The organism is Amycolatopsis thermalba (genome assembly GCF_023376025.1).
Classification (GTDB): domain Bacteria; phylum Actinomycetota; class Actinomycetes; order Mycobacteriales; family Pseudonocardiaceae; genus Amycolatopsis_E; species Amycolatopsis_E thermalba.
Window position 1 is genome coordinate 3,014,854 of record NZ_CP091196.1, and the last position, 17,867, is coordinate 3,032,720.

General features: G+C 72.7%; 18 protein-coding genes and 1 pseudogene. 14 read left to right on the forward strand and 5 right to left on the reverse strand.

Going from position 1 to position 17,867, the window contains the following annotated elements:
- Nucleotides 1-253: 253 nt before the first annotated feature.
- Entirely contained in the window at nt 254-1,267 is a 1,014-nt protein-coding gene (locus L1857_RS14550) for a TerC/Alx family metal homeostasis membrane protein (protein WP_094005068.1), read from the forward strand.
- Between the two features lie 114 nt (nt 1,268-1,381).
- Here L1857_RS14550 and L1857_RS14555 read toward each other — a convergent pair whose 3' ends face one another.
- The gene (locus tag L1857_RS14555) at nt 1,382-2,374 is read right to left on the reverse strand and encodes a nuclear transport factor 2 family protein (RefSeq protein ID WP_116109518.1); all 993 of its coding nucleotides are present in this window, start codon (nt 2,372-2,374) and stop codon (nt 1,382-1,384) included.
- A gap of 176 nt (nt 2,375-2,550) precedes the next feature.
- Between L1857_RS14555 and L1857_RS14560 the strand changes: the two genes are divergently transcribed.
- Nucleotides 2,551-3,888, forward strand: a complete 1,338-nt coding sequence (locus L1857_RS14560; protein ID WP_116109517.1) for an MFS transporter — start codon at nt 2,551-2,553, stop codon at nt 3,886-3,888.
- Between the two features lie 8 nt (nt 3,889-3,896).
- Here the strand turns inward: L1857_RS14560 and L1857_RS14565 are convergent, their stop codons facing one another.
- A complete protein-coding gene (locus tag L1857_RS14565; RefSeq protein WP_116109516.1) occupies nt 3,897-4,850 on the reverse strand; it encodes a LysR family transcriptional regulator in 954 nt (317 codons plus the stop codon).
- Between the two features lie 72 nt (nt 4,851-4,922).
- Here L1857_RS14565 and hisD (L1857_RS14570) point away from each other — a divergent pair, with 72 nt between their 5' ends.
- Both hisD (L1857_RS14570) and L1857_RS14575 read left to right on the forward strand, forming a co-directional pair.
- Nucleotides 4,923-6,251, forward strand: a complete 1,329-nt coding sequence (gene hisD / locus L1857_RS14570) for a histidinol dehydrogenase (RefSeq protein WP_094005065.1) — start codon at nt 4,923-4,925, stop codon at nt 6,249-6,251.
- Nucleotides 6,251-7,105 carry a carbon-nitrogen hydrolase family protein gene (locus L1857_RS14575; RefSeq protein WP_249465331.1) on the forward strand — a complete coding sequence of 285 codons (855 nt, stop codon included), beginning with the start codon at nt 6,251-6,253 and terminating at the stop codon, nt 7,103-7,105. Before hisD (L1857_RS14570) ends, L1857_RS14575 begins: the two co-directional genes overlap by 1 nt.
- A gap of 3 nt (nt 7,106-7,108) precedes the next feature.
- Here the strand turns inward: L1857_RS14575 and L1857_RS14580 are convergent, their stop codons facing one another.
- Nucleotides 7,109-8,104 carry a LacI family DNA-binding transcriptional regulator gene (locus tag L1857_RS14580; protein WP_249465333.1) on the reverse strand — a complete coding sequence of 332 codons (996 nt, stop codon included), beginning with the start codon at nt 8,102-8,104 and terminating at the stop codon, nt 7,109-7,111.
- A gap of 128 nt (nt 8,105-8,232) precedes the next feature.
- On the opposite strand from L1857_RS14580, the gene L1857_RS14585 reads away from it, so the two are divergent.
- From L1857_RS14585 to L1857_RS14615, 7 genes and pseudogenes are all read left to right on the forward strand, one after another.
- On the forward strand, nt 8,233-9,375 hold the full coding sequence (locus tag L1857_RS14585; RefSeq protein WP_094005062.1) for a cupin domain-containing protein: 1,143 nt from the start codon (nt 8,233-8,235) through the stop codon (nt 9,373-9,375).
- Nucleotides 9,372-10,052: an alpha/beta fold hydrolase gene (locus L1857_RS14590; protein ID WP_116109512.1), complete on the forward strand. Its 681-nt coding sequence runs from the start codon at nt 9,372-9,374 to the stop codon at nt 10,050-10,052. The genes L1857_RS14585 and L1857_RS14590 overlap by 4 nt, the downstream gene beginning before the upstream one ends.
- Nucleotides 10,053-10,062: 10 nt before the next feature.
- Nucleotides 10,063-11,364, forward strand: coding sequence for a histidinol dehydrogenase (gene hisD, locus L1857_RS14595; RefSeq protein ID WP_116109511.1), 1,302 nt, complete (start codon nt 10,063-10,065; stop codon nt 11,362-11,364).
- A complete protein-coding gene (locus L1857_RS14600) occupies nt 11,349-12,113 on the forward strand; it encodes an SDR family NAD(P)-dependent oxidoreductase (protein WP_116109510.1) in 765 nt (254 codons plus the stop codon). Before hisD (L1857_RS14595) ends, L1857_RS14600 begins: the two co-directional genes overlap by 16 nt.
- Nucleotides 12,110-12,850 carry an HpcH/HpaI aldolase family protein gene (locus tag L1857_RS14605; RefSeq protein ID WP_116109509.1) on the forward strand — a complete coding sequence of 247 codons (741 nt, stop codon included), beginning with the start codon at nt 12,110-12,112 and terminating at the stop codon, nt 12,848-12,850. The genes L1857_RS14600 and L1857_RS14605 overlap by 4 nt, the downstream gene beginning before the upstream one ends.
- Before the next feature lie 202 nt (nt 12,851-13,052).
- Nucleotides 13,053-13,262: pseudogene (locus tag L1857_RS14610) on the forward strand (M17 family peptidase N-terminal domain-containing protein); the annotation flags it as partial.
- 196 nt (nt 13,263-13,458) lie between these two features.
- Complete coding sequence (locus tag L1857_RS14615; protein WP_249467420.1) at nt 13,459-14,379, forward strand: leucyl aminopeptidase; 921 nt, start codon at nt 13,459-13,461, stop codon at nt 14,377-14,379.
- Nucleotides 14,380-14,666: 287 nt separating this feature from the next.
- Here the strand turns inward: L1857_RS14615 and L1857_RS14620 are convergent, their stop codons facing one another.
- Nucleotides 14,667-15,161: a MarR family winged helix-turn-helix transcriptional regulator gene (locus tag L1857_RS14620; RefSeq protein WP_198958196.1), complete on the reverse strand. Its 495-nt coding sequence runs from the start codon at nt 15,159-15,161 to the stop codon at nt 14,667-14,669.
- A gap of 81 nt (nt 15,162-15,242) precedes the next feature.
- Between L1857_RS14620 and L1857_RS14625 the strand changes: the two genes are divergently transcribed.
- The 3 genes from L1857_RS14625 (at nt 15,243) to L1857_RS14635 (ending at nt 16,722) form a co-directional block, all read left to right on the forward strand.
- On the forward strand, nt 15,243-15,818 hold the full coding sequence (locus L1857_RS14625) for a YceI family protein (RefSeq protein WP_116109508.1): 576 nt from the start codon (nt 15,243-15,245) through the stop codon (nt 15,816-15,818).
- A 103-nt stretch (nt 15,819-15,921) separates the two neighbouring features.
- Nucleotides 15,922-16,449 (forward strand): hypothetical protein, encoded by a 528-nt coding sequence (locus L1857_RS14630; protein WP_249465335.1) that lies wholly within the window; start codon nt 15,922-15,924, stop codon nt 16,447-16,449.
- Nucleotides 16,450-16,452: 3 nt separating this feature from the next.
- A complete protein-coding gene (locus tag L1857_RS14635; RefSeq protein WP_116109506.1) occupies nt 16,453-16,722 on the forward strand; it encodes a hypothetical protein in 270 nt (89 codons plus the stop codon).
- 17 nt (nt 16,723-16,739) lie between these two features.
- Here L1857_RS14635 and L1857_RS14640 read toward each other — a convergent pair whose 3' ends face one another.
- Nucleotides 16,740-17,867: an iron-containing alcohol dehydrogenase family protein gene (locus tag L1857_RS14640; protein WP_240323045.1), complete on the reverse strand. Its 1,128-nt coding sequence runs from the start codon at nt 17,865-17,867 to the stop codon at nt 16,740-16,742.

Below are 17,867 nucleotides of genomic sequence, written 5' to 3' on the forward strand. Positions count from 1 at the left end.
CACATGCGCAGGACGATACTTCCGGTATGCGCGCCGCGGATTCGCCTGGCAGCCGCTACTTCGGGTGCGCACACCGCATCCGGGTGACCACTCTTTACAGTCATGTCCGCTTTGCCGGATACTGGATCGCGAGGGGAGTACTTCCCAAGGTCCTGACCGGTCAGTACGGACACCCGTGTGTCCCCGGCAGGGCGCCCGGTCTCACCGGGTGAAGGAGACCTCGGACGCTGACCGTGTTCGAGGAGGCCCCTCCATGCCGGACCATTCCGCTGTCGCCGCTGCCGCGCCCATGTCGTCGATCGGCACGCCCTGGCTGTGGGGGATCAGCATCGCGGTGCTGCTGGCCCTGCTGGTGACCGACTTCCTGGTCACCCGGCGGCCGCACGAGGTGTCACTGCGCGAGGCCGCTGGGTGGTCGGTGTTCTACCTGACCCTGCCACTGCTGTTCGCCTTCTGGCTGTGGAGCGCGTTCGGCGGGCCCCAGGCGCTGGAGTTCGCCACCGGGTTCGTCGTCGAGAAGTCGCTCTCGGTCGACAACCTCTTCGTCTTCATGCTGCTGCTCGCCGCGTTCGCCGTGCCCGTCGAGGTGCAGCAGCGGGTGCTGCTCTACGGCATCGTCGGCGCGCTCGTGCTGCGCGGCATCTTCATCGCCGCCGGTGCCGCCCTGCTGCAGGCCGGCACGTGGGCCTTCCTGGTGTTCGGTGCGATCCTGTTCGTCTCGGCGATCAAGATCCTGCACGAGGCCCTGCGCGGCCCGGAACTCGAGCGCGACGTGTCGCGGATGCGTTCGGTCCGGCTGCTGCGCAAGCTGATGCCGGTCACCGACGACTACCGCGGCACGCGCCTGGTGGTCCGGGAACGCGGACGCCGCGCCCTGACGCCGCTGACGCTGGTGGTGGTGGCCGTCTTCGCCACCGACGTGGTGTTCGCCGTCGACTCGGTGCCCGCGGTCTACGGCATCACCGAGGACCCCTACCTGGTCTTCACCACCAACGCCTTCGCGCTGCTCGGCCTGCGTGCGCTGTACTTCGTGCTGCACACCGCGCTGGCCAAGCTCGTCCACCTCAACCACGGCCTGGCCATCATCCTGGCCTTCATCGGGGTCAAGCTCGTGCTGCACTGGGCGCACGAGGTGTGGCCCGGGGTGCCGACCATCCCGACCCCCGTTTCGCTGCTGGTCATCGTGCTGATCCTCGCCACGGTCACGGTGACCAGCCTGCGCTCCCGCAACCGCAGCGAGGAACCCGCCACGCGGAGCCGATCATGATCGACACCCTCGTCGACGCCGGCCTCATCGCCCTGCTCGTCGTCGCCACCATCATCACGGCCGCGGTCCTGATCACCGCCCGGCCACCACGCTGACCGGGCGGCGCGATCAGGGTCAGTAGATGTTCGTGTCGGTGAACGAGCTCTCGTGGCTGTTGATCTGCGCCCGCAGCGCGATCTGGTCGAACACGCGGATCTCGCGGGTGATCCGGCCGCCCTGGACCAGGAACTGCGACACCCCGATCAGGTCGACCGGCTGCCCGGTCAGCGGGCCGAACTCCGGCACGCCCCGGTAGGAGCCCTTCATCACCCACAGCACGGCGATGCGCAGCCCCGCGTACCGCTCGGCGTAGTTGGTCTGGATGTCGCGCACCTCGAACCGCGCGTCCGGGAACGGGGCGACCTGGTTGAGCAGGTCGCGCTGGTAGCCGTCCGGGCGGAGGACCGTCCGGTCGCCGATCGTGTGCAGGAACAGGTCGCGCGGCATGAAGTCGGTGACCTTGTGCAGGCGCCGCGCGTTCCACACCTCCTCGATGAACTCCAGCACCATCTCGCACTCGGGCCGGTGGTCGTCCGGGCGCGGCCCGCTGTCGCCCGCGGTCAGCACGTCGGCCGGGGCCGGCTCGGTCATCGAGCCCTCGTACCCGCGGAACCGCAGGCCCCGCGCGACCTCCGCCGGGTCCAGCCCGAGCTGCAGGCAGTCGGCGAGGTCGTCGCGCACGACCCATTCCTCCACCATCCCCCCGCGGCGGTAGAGGCAGTTGGCGATGGTGCGCTTGCGGATCGGCGCCGGTACGCCGTTCACGATGTGCGTGTCGGCGGAGAAGACGAGGTGCGAGCTGAGGAAGGCGTCATCGCCGCGGGCTTCCCACACCACGTCCTCGGCCTGGCCCACGTGTTGCGGCACCTGCGCGATCCGCATCAGGCTGCCTTCGATCACCCCGTCCCGGCCGACGACGGTGCCGAGGCCACCGTGGACGATCGAGTCCGGCTCGTAGTTGTCCACGATGTAGGAGATGTCGCGCTGGACCCAGATCCGGTCGGTGACTTCGCGGATGAAGTCGTCCGGGTCCTCGTAGGGCTGGTAGGCGACCGGATCGAGGGGCATGGCTGGGTCCTTTCCGTGCAGCGGGCCGGGGCACGCTGACTGTATCCGTATGCATGATCGTCGGCAAGAGCGAACTCCCCGCTGTGATCTGCGTCTTGACCGCACCACGTCACACACCTATGTTGCTCTCCATACGTATGCAAACGGCTCAGCCGTTGTGGCACAATGGAGGTGTCATGTCCACCGTCGCGCCGACCACAGCCGCGCCCGCCGACGCGCCCGGACGCCGGAAGGTGATCCGCCGGACCATCGTCGCCGGCAGTATCGGCAACTTCGTCGAGCAGTTCGACTACGGGTTGTACGGCTACATGGCGCCCGTCCTCGCCGCCTCGTTCTTCCCGGCGAGCGACCACACCGCCAGCGTGCTCAGCGCCTACGCGGTGATCGCGATCGCGTGCCTCGTCCGCCCGCTCGGCGGGACCATCCTCGGCCGCTGGGGCGACCGGTTCGGCCGCAAGAAGGTTCTGCTGTGGACGGTCGTGTTCATGGGCATCTCGACGGCCGCGATCGGCGTCCTGCCCACCTACGACCAGATCGGCCTGGCCGCGCCGCTGATCCTGCTGGTGCTGCGGGTCGTGCAGGGCATGGTCGCGGGCGGTGAGTACGTCGGCGCCGTCGCGTTCGTGGTCGAGTGGGCCGAGCCGCGCCGCCGCGGGTTCTACACCTCCTTCGCGTCCAACAGCTGCTTCCTCGGCATCCTCGCCGGGGCCGGGGTGGCCGCGTTGATGAGCGCGGTGTTCACCGACGAGGCGCTGCGCAGCTGGGGCTGGCGGATCCCGTTCCTGGCGGTGCTGCCGCTGTGCCTGGTCGGGGTCTGGCTGCGGCGCCGGATCGAGGAGTCGCCGGAGTTCGTCGCCGCCACCGACCACGGCACCAACGTCGTCGCCGCGCCGTTCCGCGAGGCGCTGCGGTCCCAGTGGCGGCCCATCCTGGTGTTCTGCGGCGCCTCCATCATGCTGGCGATCCTGTCCTACACCTGGGTCACCTTCTACCCGGAGTACCTGTCCGAGACGCTCGGCCTGTCCAAGTCGGCGGCCTGGCTGTCCAACATGATCTCGGTCGCCGTGCTGATCCCGCTGCTGCCGCTGGCCGGCTCGATCTCCGACCGGATCGGGCGCAAGCCGATGCTCGTCATCGGCGCGCTGTGCTGCATCTTCCTGGTGCCGCTGGCGTTCTGGGTCGGCCAGTCGGGCACGTTCGGCGGCGCCGTGGCCAGCCAGCTGATCTACATCATCCCGGAGTTCTTCCTGACCGGCATCGTCACCGTGTGCGCGGCGGAGCTGTTCGCCACCCGCACCCGGTTCAGCGCCAGCTCGATCGCCTACAACAGCTCGTTCTCGATCTTCATGGGCATCACGCCGTTCGTCGCGACGCTGCTGGTGTCCACCTTCGGCACGATCTACGCCGTGTGGGTCTACCTCGCGGTGGCGGCCGTGCTGGCGCTGGTGGTGATCACCTTCTTCATGACGGAGACCTACCGCAGCGAGCTGTCGGCCGACAAGTTCGCCCGCTGAGTTCTCCCTCAGGGCACCGGCGGCTCCTCCCGCGCGGGGAGGGGCCGCCGGTGTTCGAGCATCTCGTTGCGCATCAACAGGTCCACGGCGAGCCGGGCGAGTTCGGCGGTGGCGGGGGAGAGCCTGCTGTGCCGCCGCCGGACGAGCGCGAACGTGTTGTGCAGCGGCGGGTCGAAGGTCGTGGTGTGCAGGCGCAGCCCTTCGGTGCGCAGGAGCCGTTCGGCCACCGCCCGGGACAGGAACGTGTCCCCGAGCCCGCGCGCGACCAGGTGCAGCGCCGCCTGGGCTTGCTCGACCTCGAGGAACGGCTCCAGCCGCACCCCGGCGATCTGCGCCCGCTCGGCCAGCTGCAGCCGGTCCGGGTCCGCCCAGCCCACGTGCGCGTCGTAGAGGACGAGCCGCCGCGCCGCCATGGTCGTGATGTCCACCGGCGTGGCCACGTGCGCCGGGTCCGCCGACACGTAGAGCACCTCGTCCCGCGCCAGCGGCGTGACCTCCAGCCCGGACGGGGTGACCGGCAGGACCACGATGCCCGCTTCCAGGTCCCCGGCCGCGACCGCTTCGGCCACGCGCGCGGCGTTGACCCCGACCAGCCGGACGCGCACGTCCGGGTGCGCGGTGGCGAACCGCTCGGCGAGCTCGGCCAGCAGGTAGAAGTCGGCGTTGCGGAACAGGCCGAACGAGGCCACCCCGCCGGTCAGCCCGCGCACCGCCCGCACCGTGTCCTCGGCGTTCTGCGCCGCGCTCACCGTCTGCTGCGCGTGCGGCAGCAGCTGCGCGCCCGCGGGGGTGAGCGTCAGCTTGCGCCCGCCGCGGTGGAACAGCTGCAGACCGCACTCCTCCTCCAGGCGGCGCACCAGTTCCGAGACCGCCGCCTGCGTGTAGCCGAGCGCGTTCCCGGCCGCGGTGAAGGAACCGAGTTCGGCGGCCGCCACCAGGGCACGCAGCTGTGTCAGTGTCACAAGGAAAGGTTATAGGTGTCCCAACGGAAGACAAGGTGGTCCTGTGGCCGGAGCGGAACTAGCTTTCCGGGCATGTACTTCACCGAAGCCACCCAGCGCCGCTTCGCCGGCCGGTTCACCGTCGTCAAGGAGCCCGCGGCCGGCGGCGCCCCCGCCCAGCGCGACCCGGGCGTCATCGACACCGTGACGCGCATGCTCGGCCGGATCCGCGCCGAGGGACTCGATGCCGTCACCCGCTACGCCGCCGAACTCGACGGCTACGACGGCAGGCCACTGGAGATCTCGCGCGAGGAGATGCGCCGCAGCGGCGAGGCGCTGCCGGACGACCTGCGCGCGGCCATCGAGCTCGGCGCCGCCCGCACCGCGGCGTTCGCCAAGGCGTCCCGGGACGCGCTCAAGGACCTGGAGATCGAACTCGAACCGGGCCTGGTCGCCGGATACCGCTACGTGCCGGTGCAGCGCGTCGGCGCCTACCTCCCGGCCGGCCGGTTCCCGCTGACCGCGAGCGCGTTCATGACCGTCGGCGTCGCCAAGGCCGCCGGGGTGCCGTCGGTGGTGGCGTGCACCCCGCCGCAGCCCGACGGCGGCCCGAACCCCGCCGTGCTCTACGCCGCGTACGTGTCCGGAGTGGACCGGGTCTTCCTGCTCGGCGGGGTGCAGGCGCTCGCGGCGATGGCCTACGGCCTGGTCGGCGACGCCCCGGTGGACATGCTCGTCGGCGCGGGCAACGCGTTCGTGGCCGAGGCCAAGCGGCAGCTGTTCGGCACCGTCGCGATCGACCTGCTCGCCGGACCGTCCGAAGTGGCCGTGATCGCCGACGAGACCGCCGATCCCGAACTCGTCGCCGCCGACCTGCTCGGCCAGGCCGAGCACGGCCCGGACTCGCCCGCGGCGCTCATCACCACCAGCGCCGAGCTGGCGGCGCAGGTGGCCGCGGAGGTCGACCGGCAGCTCGCGACGCTGTCCACGGCACCGATCGCCGGTCCCGCCTGGCGCGACCACGGCTCGATCACGGTGGCGGCCGACCGGGAGACCGCGGCCGCGCTCATGGACGACCTCGCGCCCGAGCACCTGGAGATCCAGACCGCCGACGACGACTGGTACCACACGCACCTGACCGCCTACGGGTCGCTGTTCCTCGGGCCGTGGAGCACCGTCGCCTACTCCGACAAGGGCATGGCCGGGACGAACCACGTGCTGCCCACCGCGGGCGGCGCGCGGCACAGCGCCGGGCTGTCGGTGTCCCGGTTCGTCCGGCCACTGACCTACCAGCGGGTCGCCCGCGAAGCCACGCCCGCCCTCGCCGACGCGGTCGAGGTCATCTCCGCCTCGGAAGGCATGGCGGCCCACCGCGCCACCGCCACCCTGCGCACGCAGCGGCTGGCGCTGCAGGAGGTCTGATGGGACGGCCGCTCACCCTCGCGCTCGCCCAGGTCCCCGCCTGCCGCGACGTCGACGGGTTCGCCGAGCACGTCACCGCCACGCTGCGCCGGTTCCCGGGCACCCGGCTGCTGGCCTACCCCGAGCTGCACGTGACCGGAGAGTCCGATATGGACGCCGAGCCGCTGACCGACGGGCCGCGGCACCGGTGTTTCGCCGAACTCGCCGGGGACCTGGGCGTGTGGCTGTGCCCGGGCACTGTCGCGGAGCTGGGCGCCGACGGCCACGTCTACAACACGGCCGTCGTGTACTCGCCCGGGGGTGAGCAGGCCGCCGCCTACCGGAAGGTCTTCCCCTGGCGCCCGCACGAGCCGTTCCGGCCGGGCCGTGAGTTCGTGGTGTTTCCCATCCCCGGGGTCGGCCGCGTCGGGCTGTCCGTCTGCTACGACGCCTGGTTCCCGGAGGTCACCCGCCACCTGGCGTGGCTGGGGGCCGAGCTGGTGCTCAACGTGGTCCGCACCGACACCGCCGACCGCGCCCAGGAGGTCGTGCTGGCCCGCGCCAACGCGACCGTCAACCAGCTGTTCGTGGCCAGCGTCAACGCGGCAGGCCCGACCGGCGCCGGGCACTCGGTGCTGGCCGGGCCCGAGGGGCAGGTCCTCGCCGAGCTGCCCGGCTCCGGCGCGGGCGTGCTCACGGCGGTGATCGACCTGGACACGGTGACCGCGGTGCGCCGGCACGGCAGCTTCGGCGTCACCCGGGTGTGGGAGCAGATGCGGGAGGACGACGAGCCGATCCCGATGCCGCTCTACGGCGGCGCGCTCACCCCGTGGGCCTGGGCCGCGGCGGAACGGCGGCGCACCGCGCCGTCGTGAGGCTCACCGCGCCGCGTGCGTGCCCCGCGGCACCAGCTCCGGGGCGAACGTGACGCGGCGCGGTGTCTCCTCCGCGCCGCCGGCGAGGCGCTCGACCAGCAGGTCCGCGGCGGCCTGGGCCATGCCGTGCAGGTCGTGGCGGACCGTGGTGAGGTCGAAGGTCTCCCAGGACGCCATCGGCAGGTCGTCGAACCCGATGAGCGTCAGGTCGCCCGGCACGTCGACGCCCAGCCGGCGCGCCGCGTTCATCGCGCCGATCGCGATCACGTCGTTGCCGCAGAACACCGCCGTGGGGCGAGGGTCCTCGGCCATCAGGTCGAGCAGGCCCTGGTAGCCGGTGCCGTAGTCGAACGGCCCGCGCCGCACGCGGTGCCGCGGCAGGCCGACCCCGGCCTCCGACAGGCCCACCCGGAACCCGAGTTCGCGGTCGCGGCCGGTGGTGGTCTCCGCCGGGCCGCCGATCAGGGCCACGTCGGCGTGGCCGAGGCGCACGAGTTCCTCGGCGACGAGCCGGCCGCCGGCCTCGTTGTCCACCACGGCGGCGTCGGCCTTGTCGTTGCCGGTCTCCCGGTTGAGGAACACGAACGGCAGGCCGCGGCGGTGCAGCTCGGCGGGCAGGGCGGACCCGATCACCGCGGTGGTGAGCACGACGCCGTCGATCGAGCGGTCGAGCAGCCGTTCGGTCTCCAGCGCGGTCTCGCTGCGCTCGGTGAACAGCATCATCCGGTACCCGTGCCGCTCGAGTGTGTCGTGCAGGGGGCCGATCAGGTGCGGGTAGAACGGGTTGGTCAGGTCGGTGACGACCACCCCGATGCGGCGGGTCGAGCGCGTGGACAGGCTCCGGCCCGCTTCGCTGGGCACGTACCCGAGCGCCTCGGCCGCCTCGCGCACCCGCGCGCGCGTGGCCTCGGACACCCGGTGGTCCCCGCGCAGCGCCCGGGAGACGGTCGGCTGCGAGACCCCGGCGAGCCGGGCCACGTCATGGCTCGTGATCGACATCGGCGCCCCTTCCCGTGGATCGGCCGTGCATACGCATCCTAGCCGAACTCCGGCCGCCTTGGGCTTGACACACGGGTGTCCCCGATGGTGTTCTGCATACGTATTAACAACGAGCTGCGGAGGGTGTCATGGTCAACGGTGAGGGGTGGGTCCCGGCGGCGGAGCTGGAGCGCCGGACGATCCGGCGGGCCGATTTCGTGTCCTGCAACCAGGCGTTCATCGACTGCCGGACGCCGGGTTCGGACCGCAAGGAGAACTACTCGATGATCGGCCCGGGGGTGACGCAGAACCCGAACCAGGTGGTGAACCTGCGTGAGCCGCACGGGTTCAACATCGGCGCGGCGGCGATGCCGCACGGCATCACCAACAACCTGCACCTGCACTTCACGGCCGAGGTGTTCCTGTGCTTCCGGGGCGAGTTCCTGCTCCGCTGGGGCGCCGACGGCGACGAGGGCGAGCTGGTGCTCCGCGAGGGCGACATCGCCTCGATCCCGACGTGGATCTTCCGCGGGTTCACCAACATCGGCCCGGACGACGGCTGGCTGTTCACCGTGCTCGGCCACGACGACACCGGCGGCATCATCTGGGGCCCGTCGGTGCTGCGCGAGGCCGAGCGGCACGGCCTGTACCTGAGCGCGGACAACCGGCTCATCGACACCGTCGCCGGGGACGAGGTGCCCGATCCGGCCGAGCTGGTCCGCCCGATGGCCGCGGCGGACATCGCCGCCCTGCCCTCCTACGACGTGGCCAAGCTGCGCCGCCGGGTGGCGACCACGGACGACCTCCGGTGGTCGTCGCGGGCTCTGCTGGGCAGCGCCCTGCCCGGCGGGCGCGCCGAGCTGGCCACGGTGATCGGCTTCGGCATGACCGAGGACCGCGACCAGGAACCGCGGATCCACCAGCCGCACGGGCACAACCTGGCCTGGCTGCGCGCCGAGCCGGGCGAGGGCCTGCTGCCGCACCGCCACGACGAGACCCAGGTCCTGATGGTCAAGGACGGCGAGTGGGAGGTCACGCTCAACCGGCACGACGAGGTGAGCGTGCGGCTGGGGCCGTGGGACATGGTGTCCGTGCCGCGCGGGGCGTGGCGCAGCGTCCGCAACGTCTCCGACGACACGGCGACCCTGCTCGTCGTCAACGGCGGTGACGGCCGGGTGCGCCTGGAGTGGGACGAGGAGGTCGTCAAGGCGGCCGCCGACGCCGGGGTGGGCGTGGACCACAACGGCTACCTCGCGCCCTACCACCTGCTGCCGAAGCCGGTCGGGCGATGACCGTGCCGCCGGTGGTGCTGGTCCCCGGGATGCTCTGCGACGCCGATCTGTGGGCCGATGTCGAGCTGCCCGGGCCGGTGGTCCACGCGGAGATCACCGCGCCGTCCATCGGCGGCATGGCCGAGCAGATCCTGGCCGCGGTCGACGGCCCGTTCGTGCTCGCCGGGCTGAGCCTCGGCGCGATCGCGGGCTTCGAGGCCGCCCGGCTGGCGCCCGGGCGGCTGGCCGGGTTCTGCGCGATCTCCACCAACGCCGGTGCGCCGCTGCCGCAGCAGCTCGGCGGCTGGGCCGAGTTCGGCCGCCGCACCGGCGAAGGCGGGTTCGCCGAGGTCGTCGAGCAGATCCTGCCCACCATGTTCGCCGATCCGGATCCCGCGCTGCGGCAACGGTTCCGGGAGATGGCCCACCGGGTGGGGCCGGAGACGTTCCGCGCCCAGCTCGCCGCCCAGGCCACCCGGCGGGACGGCGCCGCCGCCATCGCCGGGTTGTCCTGCCCGGTCCTGGTGCTGTGCGGCGAACGGGACGCGCTGTGCCCGCCCGCGTTCCACCACGCCATCGCCGCCCACGCGGCCGACGCCACCCTCCGGGTGCTCCCGGCGGCCGGTCACCTGCTGACGCTCGAGGAACCCGCCGCCGCGGCCACGGTGCTGCGCGACTGGCTCCAGTCAATCCGATGAAGGAGTTGCCATGCCCAAGGTCCTGAAGTCCGCCGTCCCCGTCGAGCAGGTCGCCGCCCAGCGCACCGACGTCGCCGAGCGGGTGCGCGCGATCATCGCCGACATCCGCGAGCGCGGGGACGCCGCGGTCGCCGAGTACTCGGCCAAGTTCGACTCGTGGTCGCCGGAGTCGTTCCGCCTGTCGCCCGAGCGGATCCAGGAAATCGTCGCCCGGGTGCCGGACCAGGTGCTGGAGGACATCCGGTTCGTGCAGGACCAGGTGCGCACCTTCGCCCGGCACCAGCGCGACTCGCTGCGCGAGTTCGAGGTGGAGACCCTGCCCGGTGTCCACTTGGGACAGAAGCATGTGCCGGTGGCCGCCGCCGGCGCGTACGTCCCCGGCGGGCGGTACCCGCTCACCGCGTCGGCGCACATGACGATCGTGACCGCGAAGGTCGCCGGGGTGCCCCGGGTGGCCGCGTGCACGCCGCCGATCCGCGGCGAGGTGCCCGAGGCCACCGTCGCCGCCATGCACCTGGCCGGTGCCGACGAGATCTACCTCCTCGGCGGGGTGCAGGCGGTGGCCGCCCTCGCCGTCGGCACGGAGACCATCGGGCGGGTCGACCTGATCGCCGGCCCGGGCAACGCCTACGTCGCCGAGGCCAAGCGGCAGCTGTTCGGCGAGGTCGGCATCGACCTGTTCGCCGGGCCGACCGAGGTGCTGATCGTCGCCGACCACACCGCCGACCCGTTCGTCGTCGCGGTGGACCTGTTGTCGCAGGCCGAGCACGGGCCGGACTCGCCCGCGGTGCTGATCACCACCTCCGCGGACCTCGCGCGGGAAGTGCTCGGCCACGTCGAGGCGCTGCTGCCCGGCATGCCGACCCGCGACTTCGCCGAGCCCGCGTGGCGCGACCACGGCGAGATCCACGTGGCCGACACGCTCGACGAGGCGTTCGCGCTGGCGGACACGTTCGCCTCCGAGCACGTCCAGGTGCTCACCGAGCAGCCGCGGCAGGCGCTGGAGAAGATGCGCGACTACGGTGCGCTGTTCCTCGGCCCGGGGACGTGCGTGTCCTTCGGCGACAAGGTGATCGGCACCAACCACGTCCTGCCCACGCGCGGCGCGGCCCGCCACACCGGTGGGCTGTGGGTCGGCAAGTACCTGAAGACCGTGACCTACCAGGAGGTCACCAGCAGCGAGTCGAGCGTGCGGCTGGGCGAGGTCTGCGGGCGCGCGGCGCGCGTGGAGCTGTTCGAGGGGCACGCCCGGTCCGGCGACGTGCGGGCGGCCGGGTTCCGGCGCGGGGAGCTGCCGTGGAACCCGGCGTGAGCGGGCGGACCGCGCTGGTCACCGGCGGCGGCAACGGACTGGGCCGCGCGATCGCCGTCGCGCTGTCGGAAGCCGGTGCGCGGGTCGTGGTGACCGGGCGGCGACGGTCCAGTTTGGACGAAACCGTCGCGGCCCTGCCGGGGCCGGGACGGGCCGCCGTGTGCGACGTGGCCGATCCGGAGTCGGTCGCCGCGCTGGCCGACGAGCTGGCCGGCGAGGAGATCTCGGTGCTCGTCAACAACGCCGGGGTGGCGGGGCCGGTCAAGCCGCTGGTGGAGGTCTCGCCGGAGGAGTGGGACGAGGTGTTCGCGGTCAACGTCCGCGGCGTGTACCTGATGTGCCAGGCGTTCCTGCCGCCGATGGTCGCGCGCGGGGCGGGTGATGTCGTCAACATCGCGTCGGTGAGCGGGAAACGGCCGTTGCTGCGGCGCACGCCGTACTGCGCGTCGAAGATGGCGGTCATCGGGTTGACGGCCACGCTCGCCGGGGAGGTCGGGCCGTACGGGGTGGCGGTGAACTCGCTGTCGCCCGGGCCGGTGGAGGGGCCGCGGATGGCGCGCAACTTCCGGCTGGAGGCCGAGCGCACCGGGGTGAGCTACGACAAGGCGGAACGGGCCTTCGTGGGACGCGCGGCGCTGGGCCGGATGGTGACGGAGTCCGAGGTGGCGGCCGCGGTGCTGGCGATGCTGCGGATGCCGGGGCTGTGCGCCGCGGATATCGACTTGTCGGCGGGAATGGTGGCGCGATGACGACGCTGAAACAGCGGCTCGCGGCGGGGGAGCGGCTGCTCGGTGGTCTGCTGCGGCTGCCGTCGGAGACGCTGGTCGAGATGGCGGGCGTGGCCGGGCTCGACTTCGTGGTGCTCGACTGCGAGCACGGGCCCGCCGATCTGGTGCCGCTGCAGCAGCACGTGGTGGCCGCGCAGGCACACGGCCTCGGGGTGCTGGTCCGGGTCGGGGCGGCCGAGCCCGCGCTCGTGCTGCGGGTGCTCGACCTGGGCGCGGACGGGGTGATCGTGCCGCACGTGGACACCCCGGAGCAGGCCCGCGCGGTCGTCGCGGCCGCGCACTACCCGCCGCTGGGCGAACGGGGTTTCGCGACGTACAGCAGGGCCGGCCGGTTCGGCGCCCGGGGCGTTGCCGAGCACCTCGAACGGTCCGCGGAGACGACGCTGGTCGTGCCGATGATCGAGACCCCGGAGGCGTGCGCCGCGGCGCCGGAGATCCTGGCGGTCCCCGGTGTGGACGCGGTCCTCGTGGGCCCCGCGGACCTGTCCGTCGCGATGGGACTGACCACCGGAGCCGCCGACCCCCGCGTCCGCGAGGCGATGGCCCAGGTCGTCGCCGCTGCCGGGCGCGCGGCCAAGCCGATGGTGAGCATCGTGGGCAGCGTCGAGCAGGCCGGGACCGCCCCGCCGGGCGCGGTGATCTACAACCTGGCCCACGTGCTGCTGCACACGCTGCGCGATCTGGCGTCGGCACGTTAGGTCAGCTTAAGGATCTTGTAAAAACGCTCACTTGTCCTTACGTGGCACCTCCGGCACCGTGGTGGCGGAGGTTCGAGTGAGCACAAGAACAACACGGGTGACCGCCCTCACCGCCGGCCGGCACTCCGACGTGGTGGTGATCGGGTTCGGGCGGGGAACCGCCGACGTCGCTCCGCTGATCGCGACCGCGACCGCGTGGGGAATGACCGGAGCGGTGGGCGAAACGCTCAGGCTGCCCGCGCCGCCGGGGTTCGACGCCGGGTCCGTCCTGCTCGTCGGCCTCGGCGAGCCGGACCCCGACGGCGGATACGGGCCGGACGCACTCCGGCAAGCCGCCGGTGTGGCGGCGCGTGCCCTGGCCGGCGTGCCGAGCGTGGTGCTGGCCCTGCCGGCCGCCACCCCGGAGGCGGTGGAAGCCGTGACGCTGGGCGCGGTGCTCGGCCAGTACTCGTTCGACGCCTACCGCAGCGCGCGACAGCCCGCGGCGACCGAATGGGGCGTGCTCACCGGCCTGGACCACGCGGAGGCCGATGCCGCGGTGCGGCGCGCGGTGGTTCTCGCGCACGAGGTGAACCGCGCGGGATCTGGTCAACACGCCCGCCAACGACCTGTACCCCGAGGTCTTCGCCGCGGAGGTCCAGGCGGTGGGCGCCGAACACGGGCTGGCGGTCGAGGTCCTCGACGAGAAAGCGCTTGCGGCGGCGGGGTTCGGCGGTCTGCTCGGCGTCGGGCAGGGCTCGGTCCGGCCGCCGCGGCTGGTGCGGATCTCCTACGCGCACCCGGACGCGGCGACCGGCATCGCCCTGATCGGCAAGGGCATCACCTACGACTCCGGCGGGCTGTCGCTCAAGCCCGTCGGGTCGAACGAGATCATGAAACGCGACATGGCGGGCGCCGCCGCGGTGTTCGCCGCCGTGGTCGCGGCCGCGCGGCTCGAGGTGCCCGTGCGGGTCAGCGGCTGGCTCGCCCTCGCGGAGAACATGCCGTCCGGTTCGGCCACCCGCCCCGGCGACGTGCTCCGCATGTACGACGGGCGCACGGTCGAGGTGCTCAACACCGACGCCGAGGGGCGGATCGTCCTCGCCGACGCGATCGCCTGCGCCGCGGAGGACGAGCCGGACGTGATCGTCGACGTCGCCACGCTGACGTTCGCGATGCGCATGGCGCTGGGCAACCGGATGTTCGGGGTGATGTCGCCCAGCGAGGAGTTCGGCGGCCGGGTGGCCGCGGCCGCCCGCCGCGCCGGTGAGCAGGCGTGGCCGCTGCCGTTGCCGGCGGATCTGCGCCCCAGCCTGAACTCGACGGTCGCCGACATCGCGAACGTGGGGGAGCGCCTGGGCGGTGCGCTGGTCGCGGGGTTGTTCCTGAAGGAGTTCGTGCCGGACGGCACGCCGTGGGCGCACCTCGACATCGCCGGCCCCGCCTTCCACGAGGGCGAGCCCCACGGCGACACCCCGCGGGGCGGCACCGGCGCGGCGGTGCGGACGCTGGTGCAGCTGATGCGCGAGCTCGCGGAGGCGGGGACATGACGTCCCGGCGCCCGGTGGTGACCCGGTCACTCCGCGCCGACGGTCGTCGCTGACGGCGGGACAGAGTGGCGATCGCCCGGGAGGCCGGCGGAAGTGCCGCCCGGGGACCCTGTTCCGGAGTGCTCACGTGCGGGCACGCGACGATCGTCACGCACGGTCGAGGGGCTGCGTCCGGCCTGGGAGGCGCTGGTGGCGCTGAGCCGCGAGACGGGGTGCAACGGGGGCACGGCGTTTTCGCGCCACGTTCCTCCGGTGAGAGCGGCGCCCCTCCCGCCCGGGGCGGCGGATCACCGCGTGGTCCTCGTGCTGCGGCGCAGCGCTTCCGGTGTGCTGATGACTTCCGCGTGCGCCTTGCGGACCTTCGTCAGCGCGGCCGCCATGACCTGTTTCTCCTCCTCGGTCAGGTACTGGGCGAAGTGCTGTTCGATGCCGCGCAGGTACCGCGGCGCGGTGCCGTGGAAGGCGCTCGCGCCCTCGTCGGTCATGGCCGCCCACACCACCCGGCGGTCCTCCTCGTCGCGGATCTTCGTCACCAGCCCGGCGGCCACCATCTCGTCGACCAGCCGGCTCACCCGGGTCCGGCTGAGCACGACCCGGTCGGCCAGGTCGTTCATGCGCAGCCGCCGCCGCGGGCCGGCGTTCAGCTCCAGCAGCACGTCGTACCAGGTGAGGGGGATGGTGCCGGCCCGGGTCAGGTCCGAGTCGATGGCCCGCAGCGCCGCGTTGTACGCCAGCAGCATCGCGCGCCAGGCCGCCACGCCCGTGTCGTCAGCAGTGTCCACGACTCCTAGGATAACCTATTGTGTGCGTGCGCACGCATCAATAGTGTGAGTGCCAGGGAAACCCGAGAGAAGGGGAAGAACATGACGGGATCAGTGATGCCCACCCGGCGGCTGGGCGACGTGGAGCTGCCGGCCGCCGGCACCTGGAAGATCGACCCGGGGCACGCCGAGGTCGGCTTCGTCGGCAGGCACTTCATGCTGACCAAGGTCCGCGGCCGGTTCACCGGCGTGGACGGCGCGGTGGAGGTCGCGGAGAACCCGGCGGACAGCAAGGTCTCGGTGACCATCGACATGGCGTCGGTGAACAGCGGCGACCAGGCCCGCGACGACCACCTCCGCTCGGCCGACTTCTTCGACGTGGACGGCAACCCCACCGCCGCCTTCACCTCCACCGAGGTGCGGTGGGAGGGCAGCGGCGGCTCGATGACCGGGGATCTGACGATCAAGGGCGTGACCAGGCCGGTCACCCTGAGCATCGACTACCTCGGCTACGCGCAGGACCCGTGGGACAACCACCGCGCGGTCTTCTCGGCCCGGAGCCGGATCAACCGCGAGGACTGGGGCCTGACCTGGAACATGCCGCTGGCCAAGGGCGGCCTGCTCGTGTCCAGGGAGATCGACCTGGAGTTCGAGGTCGAGCTGATCTACGCCGGCTGACCACGACCTGCCCGGCAGGGGCGGCGCGGCCCCCGCCGGGCAACCCCGGCAGCTTCCGGCCACCCGGGGCGACGCGCGCCCCGGAATCCCTACCGTGCAGAGCATGGAAGATCTCGGCCCACTCGTGCAGTCCTACCCGAGCGACAACGGCCGCCGGCTGCGGCAGGCCGTCGCGTGCCTGGTCGCCACCGCCGGCCTGGTCCCGCTCGGCCTGCTCATGGTGAAGCTGGACGAATACCTGTACGGCAACACCCCGGCCGAGACCTCGATGACCGCCCCCGTCTGGGCCGGGAGCGCGTGTTTCGGGCTCAGCGTGCTGTTGCTGCCCTACGGGCTGCGGCGGCTCGTCCAGGGCCTGCGGCACCGCGGCGAACGCATCAACCTGCACGCCGGCGGTTTCGTCCACCACCGCAACGCCGGAGCGCGCACGGAGTTCCGGTGGAATGACATCGCGGTGGTCGACGCGCGCGGGAACTGGCAGCCCGGGAAGCTCGGCCACCGCATCGGCATCGACTGGCGCTGCGTGGTCAAACGCGCCGACGGGCGGAAGGTGGTCGTGAACTCCTTCTTCCCCGGCGCGCGGGACCTGGCCGACCGCATCGCCCGTGCCGCCGCGCCCCGGCCGCACTGAGCGATGCACTGGCGCGACAGGGTCGCGGTCGGGGTCGCGGCGGCCCTGGGGCTGGGTGCCGTCGCCACGGGCGTGGCGATCATCTGGCTGACCGTCGCCGGCGTCGATCTCCTGGCCGCGCTGCACGGCGAGGACGAGCGCGGCGTGCGACGCGGGAACACCGTCTTCGAGTCGGTGTTCCTGATCACCCTCGGCGCGGGGGCCATCCTGTCGGTCCTGGTGCCCCTGGGGAAGATCGTGGCCCGCCGGCACCGGTCCGGGCCGGACGGCTGACCGCCCGGCCCGTCCACTCAGTACACCTCGGCGAGCAGGTCGAGCACCTCCGCCTCGGTGGGGGTGCGCGGGTTGTTGCGCGTCACCGGGTCCTGCACCGCGGCGCGCGCCAGCTCCGGCAGCATCTCCCGCGCCACGCCCAGCTGCCGCAGCGGCTTCCGGATCTCCAGCGGCCCCGACAGCTCCCGCACCGCGGCGATCGTCGCGGCCGTGCCGTCGCCGTCGACGGCACCCAGGGCACGCGCGGCCTGCGCGTGCGCCGCGGCCGCGGCCGGGGCGTTGAACGCGATCACCTCCTCCAGCACGGCGGCCAGCGCGACCCCGTGCGGGGTGCCGGTGTGCGCGGTGATCGCGTGCCCGATCCCGTGCACCAGCCCCAGACCGGAAATGGTCAGCGCCTGCCCGGCCAGATGAGCGCCGAACATGAGCTGGGCCCGGGCCTCCAGATCGCCGCCGTCCCGGTGGGCCACCGGCAGCCAGCGCCCGATCAGCGTCACCGCGTGCTGGGCGAACGCGGCCGACATCGGGTTCGCCCCGCGCGCGGCCAGCGACTCGATCCCGTGCACGAGCGCGTCGACGCCGGTCGCCGCGGTGACCCGCGACGGCAGCCCGAGCGTCAGTTCCGGGTCCAGGACCGCGATCCGCGGCCGCACCGACGGGTGTCCGATGTAGACCTTCCGGCGCGCGCAGGTGTCCTCGATGACGCCGAACCCGTTGGTCTCCGCGCCGGTGCCCGACGTGGTGGGCACCGCGATCACCGGCAGCCCGTCCGCGGCGTCCCACAGCGCGTCCGCGTCGGCCGCGGCGGCGCCCGGGTTCCCGGCCAGCAGCGCGATGCCCTTGGCCGCGTCCAGTGGCGAACCGCCGCCGAGCGCGATCACCACCGCCCGGCCGAACGCGCGGGCACGGGCGGCCCCGCGATCGATCTCGGCGGCCGAGGGGTTGGCGCTGATGTCGTCGTGGATCTCGTGCTCGATCCCGGCGGAGTGCAGGATCTTGCCGGCCCGCGGCGCGATCCCCGCCGCCTGCAGGCCCCGGTCCGTGACCACCAGCGCGCGCTGGTGCCCCAGCTCGGTGACGAACCGGGGGAGGTCCTCGACCGCACCGGCACCGAACTCGACGCGGCAGGTGGGCTCGATCGTCAC

Excerpts from the sequence above, each read along its gene's own strand:
- L1857_RS14550 (WP_094005068.1), top strand. The coding sequence starts at position 254 with ATGCCGGACCATTCCGCTGTCGCCGCTGCCGCGCCCATGTCGTCGATC.
- L1857_RS14555 (WP_116109518.1), bottom strand. The coding sequence starts at position 2,374 with ATGCCCCTCGATCCGGTCGCCTACCAGCCCTACGAGGACCCGGACGAC.
- L1857_RS14560 (WP_116109517.1), top strand. The coding sequence starts at position 2,551 with ATGTCCACCGTCGCGCCGACCACAGCCGCGCCCGCCGACGCGCCCGGA.
- hisD (WP_094005065.1), top strand. The coding sequence starts at position 4,923 with ATGTACTTCACCGAAGCCACCCAGCGCCGCTTCGCCGGCCGGTTCACC.
- L1857_RS14575 (WP_249465331.1), top strand. The coding sequence starts at position 6,251 with ATGGGACGGCCGCTCACCCTCGCGCTCGCCCAGGTCCCCGCCTGCCGC.
- L1857_RS14580 (WP_249465333.1), bottom strand. The coding sequence starts at position 8,104 with ATGTCGATCACGAGCCATGACGTGGCCCGGCTCGCCGGGGTCTCGCAG.
- L1857_RS14585 (WP_094005062.1), top strand. The coding sequence starts at position 8,233 with ATGGTCAACGGTGAGGGGTGGGTCCCGGCGGCGGAGCTGGAGCGCCGG.
- L1857_RS14590 (WP_116109512.1), top strand. The coding sequence starts at position 9,372 with ATGACCGTGCCGCCGGTGGTGCTGGTCCCCGGGATGCTCTGCGACGCC.
- hisD (WP_116109511.1), top strand. The coding sequence starts at position 10,063 with ATGCCCAAGGTCCTGAAGTCCGCCGTCCCCGTCGAGCAGGTCGCCGCC.
- L1857_RS14605 (WP_116109509.1), top strand. The coding sequence starts at position 12,110 with ATGACGACGCTGAAACAGCGGCTCGCGGCGGGGGAGCGGCTGCTCGGT.
- L1857_RS14625 (WP_116109508.1), top strand. The coding sequence starts at position 15,243 with ATGACGGGATCAGTGATGCCCACCCGGCGGCTGGGCGACGTGGAGCTG.
- L1857_RS14630 (WP_249465335.1), top strand. The coding sequence starts at position 15,922 with ATGGAAGATCTCGGCCCACTCGTGCAGTCCTACCCGAGCGACAACGGC.
- L1857_RS14635 (WP_116109506.1), top strand. The coding sequence starts at position 16,453 with ATGCACTGGCGCGACAGGGTCGCGGTCGGGGTCGCGGCGGCCCTGGGG.